The following is a 7,584-nucleotide window of genomic DNA, read 5'->3' as shown; positions in this document are numbered from 1 at the left end:
AGGTTTTGCTTTAGCATCTTCGGTTACACTTCTTTCAAGTGCTTTCCTAGCTGCATGTTCGACAGGGGATGAAACAGATTCTTCACAAGGATCATCAAATGAAGGTTCTGCAGACGAAGCGCAAGTCCTCAACTTGCTCGACAGCTCAGACATTCCTTCACTTAACCCAACACTCGCAACGGACGCTGTTTCGTTCAACGTTTTGAACAACGTTAACGAGGGTCTCTACCGTATGGACGAGAACGATGAGCCAACTCCAGGTATGGCTGAATCTCATGAAGTTTCTGAAGACGGGAAGACGTACACGTTCAAAATCCGTGAAGGCGCGACTTGGTCAAACGGGGAGCCTGTCACAGCGAACGACTTCGAATACGCTTGGAAAGAAGTACTCAACCCAGATAACGCTTCACAATATGCATACGTTATGTCAGTCATCGAAGGCGCAGAAGCGTACAACACTGGCGAAGGCGAGCGCGATGCAGTAGGCGTTAAAGCAATCGACGATCAAACACTTGAAGTTAAATTGACAGCACCAGCTGATTACTTCCTCGGATTGACAAGCTTCGGCGTGTTCATGCCAAAACTTGAGTCATTCGATACAGAGCAAGGCGAAAACTTCGGTACATCTGCAGAGACAACTCTTTACAACGGACCGTTCAAACTCGACAGCTGGGAGCGCGAGCAAGGCTGGAAAATGGTCAAGAACGAAGACTATTGGGATGCGGACACAGTTAAACTTGAAGAAATCAACGTTAAAGTCGTTAAAGAAGTTTCAACAGGTGTCAACTTGTATGAAAACGGTGACGTTGACCGCACAGGCTTGACTTCTGAGCTCGTTGCCCAGTATCAAGATAGCGAAGACTTCTCAACTGTCGTTGAGCCAACACTCTTCTACCTTCAGTTCAATACTGCTGTGGAAGCGCTTGACAACCAAAAAATCCGTAACGCGATTGACCGTGCATACGACAAAGCTGCAATCGCAGAAACACTTCTTGCAAACGGTTCAATCCCTGCAAACTATCTTGTACCTAAAGACTTCGTAACTGGTCCTGACGGTAAAGATTTCCGTGAAGCGAACGGCGACATCGGCGGATACAATGTTGAAGAAGCTCAAAAACTTTGGGAAGAGGGTCTTTCTGAGCTTGGAACGGATACAGTTGAGCTTGAACTCCTCAACTATGACTCAGAGTCTGCGAAGCAAATCGGTGAGTTCATCAAAGGTGAACTTGAGAAGAACCTTCCAGGTATGAGCGTTTCAATCAAGCAACAACCGTTCAACAACAAACTTGACCTTGAGAACAAAGGAGAGTTCCAATTCACATTCGCTGGTTGGGGCCCTGACTATCAAGATCCAATGACGTTCGTTGACCTCTTCGTCACAGACGGACCATACAACCGTGGTAAGTGGTCGAATGACGAGTTTGACAAGTTGATTGAATCTGCGAAGTCAAGCACAGATGCTGAACAACGTTGGGCTGACCTTCAAGCTGCAGAGAAAATCGTTCTTGAAGAGAACGCGATCTCGCCAGTTTACCAACGTGGATCGGCTCGCCTCACGAAGCCATATGTTAAAGATATCGTTGAGCACGCATTCGGTGCAGACTACTCTTACAAGTGGGCTTCAATCGAAGGTAAAGAATAATTTCATTACACGCTTACAAGAGAGACAGGGACGCCTGTCTCTCTTTTTGTGTACAATTTTTTTATTCAAAAAAAGAACCCTCGCTTAGAGAGTTCTAACAAGATAAACTTATTTTTTTACTTTGGCACGTTTACGACTGAGACCCATCGCCTTTTCAATCTTCGCAAGATTTTTATTCGCGACAGCTTCAGCCTTGGCACGTCCTGCATCGAGAATCTCATCGAGTTCTGGAGAATCGATCAATTCATGATAACGTGCTTGAATCGGTTCGAGCAAGGCGACGACCGCTTCTGCCACATCTTGTTTAAATGTACCGTAATTTGAATTCTCGTATTGCTTGACGAGGTCATCGATTGAGGTACCCGTCGATAGCGAATAAATTTCTAACAAGTTTGAGATTCCTGGTTTGTTCTCACGGTCAAACGAGATGACGCCACTCGAATCGGTTACGGCACTCTTGATTTTCTTGCGGATGACATTTGGCTCGTCGAGCATCGAAATGTATCCTTTGGCGTTTGTGTCGGATTTTGACATTTTTTTCACGGGATTCGTGAGAGACATGATGCGTGCGCCTTCTTTTTGAATGAGTGGTTCAGGCATCGTGAACGTCTCATAGTATCGTTTATTGAATCGCTCCGCCAAATCACGAGTCAATTCGATATGTTGTTTTTGGTCATCTCCAACTGGAACGAGTTCCGTATTGTATAACAAAATGTCAGATGCCATAAGTGTTGGATAGACAAACAATCCGGCCCCAACATTTTCGTTTCCTTGCGATTTATCTTTATACTGCGTCATACGACCGAGCTCGCCCATTCCTGCGATGCATGTTAACATCCATCCGAGTTGAGCGTGCGCTTTCACTTCAGATTGAACGAAGATTGTCGCTTTTTCTGGGTCGAGACCAGAAGCGAGATAAAGTGCCGCTAGTTTTCGTGTGTTGTTCATTAACTCGACACGATCGAGTTGTACGGTGATGGAATGCAAATCGACGATGCAATAATACGCATTGTTATCATCTTGAAGATCGACGAATTGTTTCATCGCGCCTAAGTAGTTCCCGAGCGTCACGACGCCGGTCGGTTTGATTCCTGAAAAAATCGTTGCCATGTGTATACACCTCCGAAGAATATAAAAAAACCGCAGTCGTCCGCCCGAATAAATCGGGACGAATAACCGCGGTGCCACCCAAATTTGCATAAAATATGCCACTTGAACGCGTTAACGGGCGTGAACCGTCTCGCCATACTCACATTCAGGCGAGCCACTCCGAAGTCCATTCATCCAAGTCTTTTCATCTACTCGCAGCACCGTAGACTCTCTGAGGAAAAGGGGAATTGAATTACTTGTCTTCATCCAAGTGTTCTTATTCTGAATCTAGTTTAGCATAGGACGTCGCTTCCGAAAAGATTAAATCAAAGCGACAAGAAACGAGAGAGCGATACTTCCCACACCGACGAACACCCAGTTCCAAGCCAATTGCTTACAGAGTTGTCGATCTTCGGGATCTTCTTCTTCATCCTCTTCGTAATCCGCATCGATTTCTTTGAGCTTTGCACGCCGACTTCGCTTAAAACCGTACATGATCCCATCGAACAATCCTGTCGCGCTCATATGTGAAAACATCCCGATTGCAAAAGTGAGAATACCGGAAACGAATAGGCCACCACTCAAATGAAACAGGAAAGATTCGCTTCGGAAATATGAAAAAATGGACCAAACCGTGTACAGGATTGTGACAATCCCCCAAACAATCAATATATTTCGAAACTTTTTCAACGATGTAATCTCCTTTCACGCCATAAAGGGAACGAGCGATCGTTCCGTGTTTCTTCTATGATACTAGGAAGGCGGTGAAGAATGCGAGTATGAAATTCGAGTAGCATGGTAGCGTTTTATTATGTAGTTGACAGTTTGATTAAAAATTTCTTACAATAGCCCTAACGTTCTTTCGTCGAATACTTTATGAAATATTCAGAAAATTAAAGAAAAAGTAAGATGTTTATTCGACGAACGGCTAGCTTTTCAAAATGAAAGGGGAAATCGCAATGAAGAAAAAATCGATTTTGCTCATGATGACGATCATCTTGGCACTCGGTTCAGTACTCGCGGCTTGTTCGACAGGCGGAGACTCTGATGGCGGGGGTTCTTCTTCAAACGGAGAAAAAGTTCTTCGTTTGACGGATACGTCAGACATCACAACAGCCGATCCGGCTCTTGCTACAGACGCGGTCGCATTCAACTTGATCGCCAACACAATGGAAGGTCTTTACCGTCTTGATAAAGATGGAAATGCCGTACCTGCTCTCGCTGAAGGCGAACCAGAAGTAAACGAAGATGAGACTGTTTACACATTCACGCTTCGTGATGCCGAATGGTCAAACGGAGAGCCAGTTACAGCCAACGATTTCGTGTATGCATGGCAACGTGCTGTTGATCCTGCAACAGGTTCACAGTATGCATACATCATGAACACAATTAAAAATGCTGAAGCGATCAACACAGGTGACACACCGAAAGAAGAGCTTGGCGTTAAAGCAATCGATGAGAAAACACTCGAAGTCACACTCGAGCGTCCAGACCCATCATTCCTTTCACTTACTTCATTCGGTACATTCACACCGATCAATGAAGCATTCGCAACAGAAAAAGGCGAAGAATTTGCAACGAACCCTGAAAACCTTCTCTACAACGGACCATTCACATGGTCAGAGTGGGATCGTGAACAAGGTTATGTCTTAACGAAGAACGACACGTACTGGGATAAAGACAACGTCGCGCTTGAAGCTGTTGATGTTCGCGTCGTTAAAGAAACATCTACAGTCGTAAACTTGTATGAAGCTGGTGATGTTGACTATGCAGGTCTTGCATCAGAACAAGTTGCTGCTTTCCAAGAAGATGAAGATTACAACACAGGTCTTCGTTCTGCCATCGGATATTTCAAATTCAACCACGAAGATGAAATCTTCTCTGATGTGAATGCACGTAAAGCTATCGCACGTGCGGTCGATCCAACTGGAATCATCGACCAACTCTTGAACAACGGTTCAATTGCAACAACATCATTCATTCCAAAAGACTTCATCAAATATGAAGACGGAACGGATTACACAGAAGGCGTTGAGTACTTCCAAACAAACGCTGACGAAGCTGCTTCACTTTGGGAAGAAGCAACAGGCGGAGAAGCGACAACAATCGAACTCCTCTCGTTCGACAGCGAAGTTTCAAAACAAATCTCTGAGTACATGAAAGGTCAAATTGAGTCGAACTTGCCGAACGTAACGGTTGAAATCGCTCAACAACCTTTCAACAACAAACTTGAGCGTGAAGCAAACGGTGACTACCAAATGTCATTCGCACTTTGGGGACCTGACTACCAAGACCCACTTACGAACCTTGGTATCTTCACATCAGACAACGGACAAAACGACATCAACTATGCGTCATCTGAATATGACCAGTTGATTGACGCAGCGTCTGCTGAAACGAACATCGATGCACGTTATGACTTGTTCAAAGAAGCCGAGGCTCTCTTAATCGAACAAGACCAAGCGATCATGCCGATTTATCAAGCTGGTGTGGCGTACTTGATTCGTCCAAACATCGAAAACTTTAACCGTCAACTATTCGGTGCTGATTACCAGTACAAATACGTTGATATCAAGTAATGGGATGAGGGGGCATGCGAACCGCATGTCCCCGATTTTCTAAAAAATTCTACCGAAGTAAGAGAAAATACTGTTCAAATGTTTTGTTGGTAAAGTATAATGTAGTAACAGTGAAAATTCAGAATAATCTCTGAAAAGAATATTCTTTGTTTTCAGCCGCTGTGCTAAGAGCCTTGAGATGACGTATACGCTATTCTTTCAGAATATTCCTTTCATTTTGTGAATTTGAAAAATAGGTCATATGTCATAGTGAAGCTGTTGGTGCAAGTAGTAGAAAGAATTAGAAAAAACAGGGGGTTTTTATTCATGGGACGTTATATCCTACAACGGCTGACTTACGGCCTCATCACGTTCTTCTTGATTGCCACGTTCACGTTCTTCCTGATGGACCTGCTCCCAGGTTCACCGTATCAGAACCAGGAAAAACTGACAGAATCACAAATTCAATTATTGAATGACCGCTACGGACTCAACGATCCGCTTCCGGTCCGTTATGCGACGTACATCGGAAACATGCTCCAAGGTGACCTTGGCGTTTCATTCCGTACGGCTAACCGTCCAGTAACTGAATTGATTATGGAACGAATTGGTCCTTCGGCACAATTAGGGCTCCAGGCATTAGTTCTCGGAACTCTTGTAGGCGTATTGTTAGGTGTTGTTGCGGCGATTCGTCACAATACGGTCATTGACTATGGTTCAATGTTCGTATCGGTAATCGGGATTTCTGTCCCATCGTTCGTTTTTGCAGCCCTCCTTCAGTACTATGTCGGAGTTAAATTGCAGTTGCTCCCAGTCGCATTCTGGGAAACACCAGCTCATACGATTTTACCAACAATTTCGTTGTCACTCGGTGTCACGGCAGCGATTGCCCGTTTCGTCCGAACCGAGATGTTAGAGGTTACCGGACAAGACTACGTCACGCTTGCGAAAGCGAAAGGATTGACGGGTAACGCCATCGTGTGGAAACACATGGTTCGTAACGCAATGATTCCTGCCATCACAATCCTTGGACCGATGACAGCTGGACTCTTAACGGGTACATTCGTTATCGAGAAAATCTTCGCTGTTCCAGGACTTGGTGAATTGTTCGTCACGTCAATCACGTTGAACGACTACTCTGTCATCATGGGAACGACATTGTTCTTCTCAGGATTGTTCATTATTATCATTTTGCTTGTCGACTTGCTCTATGGGGTTGTTGACCCACGTATTCGTCTTGGGGGGAATAACTGATGATTGAAAACAAAAAGAATTACGAACAGTTCGACCAAGACATGTTCACACCTGTTGAGATGAATGAACAGCTTGGTGAACGAATCGCTGGGAAAAGTTTAAACTTCTGGCAAGATGCATGGATGCGCCTAAAGAAAAACAAAGCGGCCATCATCTCGCTATCAATTATTTTAATTCTCGTTGCACTTGCATTGTTCGGACCGATGTTGTCGGGTCGTGATGCCTACGAACAAAACATTTCACAAGCAAAACTTCCGCCAAAAGTCACAGGTCTTGAATGGGCTGGCTTTGATGGAATGGCGACACTCGGTGGTCGCGATATCGACTTCTACGAACAAAAGAACGTAGAAGAGAACTTCTGGTTCGGTACGGACTACCTCGGTCGTGATCTCTGGTCACGTATTTGGGAAGGGACACGTATTTCTCTCTTCATCGGTTTCGTTGCGGCCATCATCGATACAATCATTGGTGTGGCATATGGTGGAATTTCAGCATACTTCGGTGGGCGTACGGATAACATCATGCAACGTATTGTTGAGATCTTGACAGGTGTACCTAACTTGATCTTAATCATCTTGTTCATCTTGATCTTTGACCCTGGTGTATTCACCATCATCCTCGCCATGGCCATCACAGGTTGGATCGGGATGAGTCGACTCGTTCGTGGTCAGATTTTAAAACTCAAAAACCAAGAGTTTGTCTTGGCAGCTCGCACACTTGGTGCATCTAGTACGCGATTGATTTTCAAACACTTGATTCCAAACACATTGGGTGCGATTATCATCACGCTCATGTTCACGATTCCATCTGCCATCTTCTTCGAGGCATTCCTCAGCTTTATCGGGATCGGGCTTCAACCGCCACAGGCATCACTTGGTACGTTGATCAACGATGGATACAAAGAACTACGGACATTCCCGTTCCTTCTTATTATCCCGTCGGTCATCATCGTCTTGCTCATGGTCAGCTTCAACTTGCTTGCCGATGGCTTGCGTGATGCGTTCGACCCGAAAATGCGTAAATAAAAAAGAAAGAGGGGGA

6 protein-coding genes and 1 other annotated feature are annotated in these 7,584 nt (G+C 44.8%); of the genes, 4 read left to right on the top strand and 2 right to left on the bottom strand.

The genetic code is table 11. The features are described 5' to 3' along the window. Positions 1–1,642: peptide ABC transporter substrate-binding protein (locus ON063_RS09465; RefSeq protein ID WP_274664955.1), on the top strand; the 1,642-nt coding region annotated here is incomplete at its 5' end. 108 nt (positions 1,643–1,750) lie between these two features. Here the strand turns inward: ON063_RS09465 and trpS are convergent. Continuing rightward, positions 1,751–2,752 carry a tryptophan--tRNA ligase gene (gene trpS / locus ON063_RS09460; protein ID WP_214815784.1) on the bottom strand — a complete coding sequence of 334 codons (1,002 nt, stop codon included), beginning with the start codon at positions 2,750–2,752 and terminating at the stop codon, positions 1,751–1,753. 51 nt (positions 2,753–2,803) lie between these two features. After that, positions 2,804–3,010, bottom strand: a binding site (T-box leader). 42 nt (positions 3,011–3,052) lie between these two features. Beyond that, positions 3,053–3,421 (bottom strand): DUF3899 domain-containing protein, encoded by a 369-nt coding sequence (locus ON063_RS09455; protein ID WP_274664954.1) that lies wholly within the window; start codon positions 3,419–3,421, stop codon positions 3,053–3,055. A 269-nt stretch (positions 3,422–3,690) separates the two neighbouring features. Here ON063_RS09455 and ON063_RS09450 point away from each other — a divergent pair, with 269 nt between their 5' ends. The 3 genes from ON063_RS09450 (at position 3,691) to opp3C (ending at position 7,568) form a co-directional block, all read left to right on the top strand. Beyond that, positions 3,691–5,310, top strand: coding sequence for a peptide ABC transporter substrate-binding protein (locus ON063_RS09450; RefSeq protein WP_274664953.1), 1,620 nt, complete (start codon positions 3,691–3,693; stop codon positions 5,308–5,310). Between the two features lie 306 nt (positions 5,311–5,616). Next, positions 5,617–6,543, top strand: coding sequence for an oligopeptide ABC transporter permease (gene opp3b, locus ON063_RS09445; protein WP_214785236.1), 927 nt, complete (start codon positions 5,617–5,619; stop codon positions 6,541–6,543). After that, entirely contained in the window at positions 6,543–7,568 is a 1,026-nt protein-coding gene (opp3C, locus tag ON063_RS09440; RefSeq protein WP_445236740.1) for an oligopeptide ABC transporter permease, read from the top strand. Before opp3b ends, opp3C begins: the two co-directional genes overlap by 1 nt. Positions 7,569–7,584 lie beyond the last annotated feature (16 nt).

It is taken from the genome of Exiguobacterium sp. B2(2022), assembly GCF_028823655.1.
In the GTDB taxonomy this organism is placed as follows: Bacteria; Bacillota; Bacilli; order Exiguobacteriales; family Exiguobacteriaceae; genus Exiguobacterium; species Exiguobacterium aestuarii_A.
Note: the sequence above shows the minus strand (reverse complement) of the source record. Positions and strands in the feature narration are given on the sequence as shown.

Excerpts from the sequence above, each read along its gene's own strand:
- trpS (WP_214815784.1), bottom strand. The coding sequence starts at position 2,752 with ATGGCAACGATTTTTTCAGGAATCAAACCGACCGGCGTCGTGACGCTC.
- ON063_RS09450 (WP_274664953.1), top strand. The coding sequence starts at position 3,691 with ATGAAGAAAAAATCGATTTTGCTCATGATGACGATCATCTTGGCACTC.
- opp3b (WP_214785236.1), top strand. The coding sequence starts at position 5,617 with ATGGGACGTTATATCCTACAACGGCTGACTTACGGCCTCATCACGTTC.
- opp3C (WP_445236740.1), top strand. The coding sequence starts at position 6,543 with ATGATTGAAAACAAAAAGAATTACGAACAGTTCGACCAAGACATGTTC.